Source organism: Okeania sp. SIO2F4, from assembly GCF_010672385.1.
GTDB lineage: Bacteria > Cyanobacteriota > Cyanobacteriia > Cyanobacteriales > Microcoleaceae > Trichodesmium.
In genome coordinates this window covers 1-2,169 of record NZ_JAAHGT010001239.1, presented here as the reverse complement: position 1 = coordinate 2,169, position 2,169 = coordinate 1, and the positions used below count along the sequence as shown (strand labels likewise).

Genomic DNA, 2,169 nt, shown 5'->3' with positions numbered 1-2,169 from the left:
GGCAGTGGGACTGCTGGGCACCCTGCAACTGCACCTCGTCGCTCAGCGAAGCAGCTTTGAGTCCTTCTAGCATGCCAGGGCCTTGATCCTGGCGGAAGCCATGCTGGAACGGATGCGACTCAACCCCTCTCAGTTGGCAGCCTATCAGGCCTTTGCGAGTCGCTCAACAGGTAGGTTTAGATAGAGTGGTAAGAATGGCAAGGCGTTTAGGAATTAAGTCTAAGTTAAATGCTGTACCTGGGTTAATTTTGGGTCAAAGTGAAGTTAATGTTTTAGAAATGACTGGTGCTTATGGAGTATTTGCTAATCGTGGAGTGGGGAATAAACCTCATACTATTAGGAAAATTATAGATAGTAGTGATTGTGGCGATCGCAATAATATTTACACTTGTCGCTGCATTTATTCTTATAACCCAGATCCAAATTGTGAAAACCCTCAAGGAGATATTCAAGCTAACCGTCCTATTCTGCAACCATACATAGCAGACAGAATGACTCAAATGCTCCAAGGAGTGGTGCAATTTGGTACGGGTCGTGGTGCTAATCTGGGATTAGGAGAAGCAGGTAAAACTGGCACTACTAATTATGGAGTAGATTTATGGTTTATTGGATATATTCCTAACCAAAGTATGGTTACAGGAATTTGGTTAGGAAATGATGATAACTCTCCTACTTATGGCAGTAGCAGTCAAGCCACCCAGTTATGGGGAAATTATATGAAAAAGATTGTAGGGGAGTAAGGAAGTCAGAACTCAGAAGTCAGAACTCAGAAGTCAGAAGCTAGAAGTTAAATTCTGATACAGAAAGAGCAAGGGATAACTATTCATCTTATTTTTTACTTTCTTTGTCTCCCTACCCTCCCCAAACTTCCCACTGCTCAAACCTCACAGATATTGTACCTAGTAAAGGGTACTTGAAAAAATTGCCTTTAACTACTTTTGAGTAGTCGTTTCGATATTTTTCTCAAGGGGCAAATTTGATTTTATAATATCCAGATAATAAGCGATCGAATTACTATCTTGATTTAACAAAGCAAGGAAGAGGAGTATGTACTGGAAGACATACTTGAAGAGTGGTAGAAATTACTGTTGAGGTGGATATATCAATCCAGTAAATATTTACACCATTTCCCTTGTCAGCATTTTTGAGTATTTGGGAACTAAGACCAAATATAGCAGCTAGGATTCCTGCAATAGGTGCCCCAGGTGCAGCAGCAGGAGAAAAGCTAAGTGCTGATGTAACTATTGCGCTTATTTGCCCTATTGTATCCACTGCATTCGTAGATTCAACTACTTCAACATGAGTTAATTCTATCTTTCCTCCCCACCAATATCTCTCTACTTTAGCCATTTAAAAATATCTCCTAATTTAAAAAATAATGAAGTAAGCTACAGGATTAATTCTAAAAATTCCCTAAAAATACTGCATACTTGCGTAATTAATTTTGTCAGGAGTTAAGAAAGAAACTAATTAGAGATTACTGTATTAAACCTCAAAGCATTAACATATAAAGGCAAGCGTTTTGGACAGAATAATTGGAGAAAAATCACGGGATAATTCTTGCTTCTACCTCCTCTATAATTATCTTTTCTTCTTAACTATAGTCATTCTGAATAAGACTGGGACGAGTGTTTCTTTACCTAGAAAGGGTTTAAGTCAAAAAAGTGTTTCATCCTTATTTGAAATGACTATATTCTCTACTTCCCCGTTCCCCTACCTTACAAGGGTAAGTTTTTTAGAATTACTCAGGAGCAGGTTTCATAGATAATTTGTGCAATATGTTTATTATAATATGTCAATAATTGAAATTATAGACCCCACTCAGTCTTACACCTTTGCTGACTATTTTAAATTCAACTCTGAACCTGACGACATTCTATCCTAACTACAAGATTTTCACCATTTACCTTGTACATCATTTGCCCGAAATATGCTGTAATTAATTTGAGCTGAAAACATGAGCAAATTCTGACTCCTGACTCCTAACTACCATCAAAATAATATGAGGTAAAAATGACAGTTAAAAGTAATTTAATATCCCTTTACGAAAATGAATATGAACAATGGTTAGTAAAAACGATTAATCTATTAAAAGAAAACAGATTCAATGAATTAGATAAAGAACATTTAATTGAGGAGTTAGAAGAGTTGAGTCGGCGAGAGAAAAAA

2 protein-coding genes and 1 pseudogene are annotated in these 2,169 nt (G+C 37.0%); 2 read left to right on the top strand and 1 reads right to left on the bottom strand.

Annotated features, from left to right (window positions below):
- Positions 1–86 precede the first annotated feature (86 nt).
- Positions 87–740: pseudogene (locus F6K22_RS39270) on the top strand (penicillin-binding transpeptidase domain-containing protein); the annotation flags it as partial.
- Positions 741–1,014: 274 nt separating this feature from the next.
- Here the strand turns inward: F6K22_RS39270 and F6K22_RS39265 are convergent.
- A complete protein-coding gene (locus tag F6K22_RS39265) occupies positions 1,015–1,350 on the bottom strand; it encodes a hypothetical protein (RefSeq protein WP_293110411.1) in 336 nt (111 codons plus the stop codon).
- Between the two features lie 663 nt (positions 1,351–2,013).
- Here F6K22_RS39265 and F6K22_RS39260 point away from each other — a divergent pair.
- A partial coding sequence (locus tag F6K22_RS39260) for a DUF29 family protein (RefSeq protein WP_293110413.1) occupies positions 2,014–2,169 on the top strand: 156 nt, incomplete at its 3' end.

Coding starts and splice junctions, on each gene's coding strand:
- F6K22_RS39265 (WP_293110411.1), bottom strand. CDS start 1,350: ATGGCTAAAGTAGAGAGATATTGGTGGGGAGGAAAGATAGAATTAACT.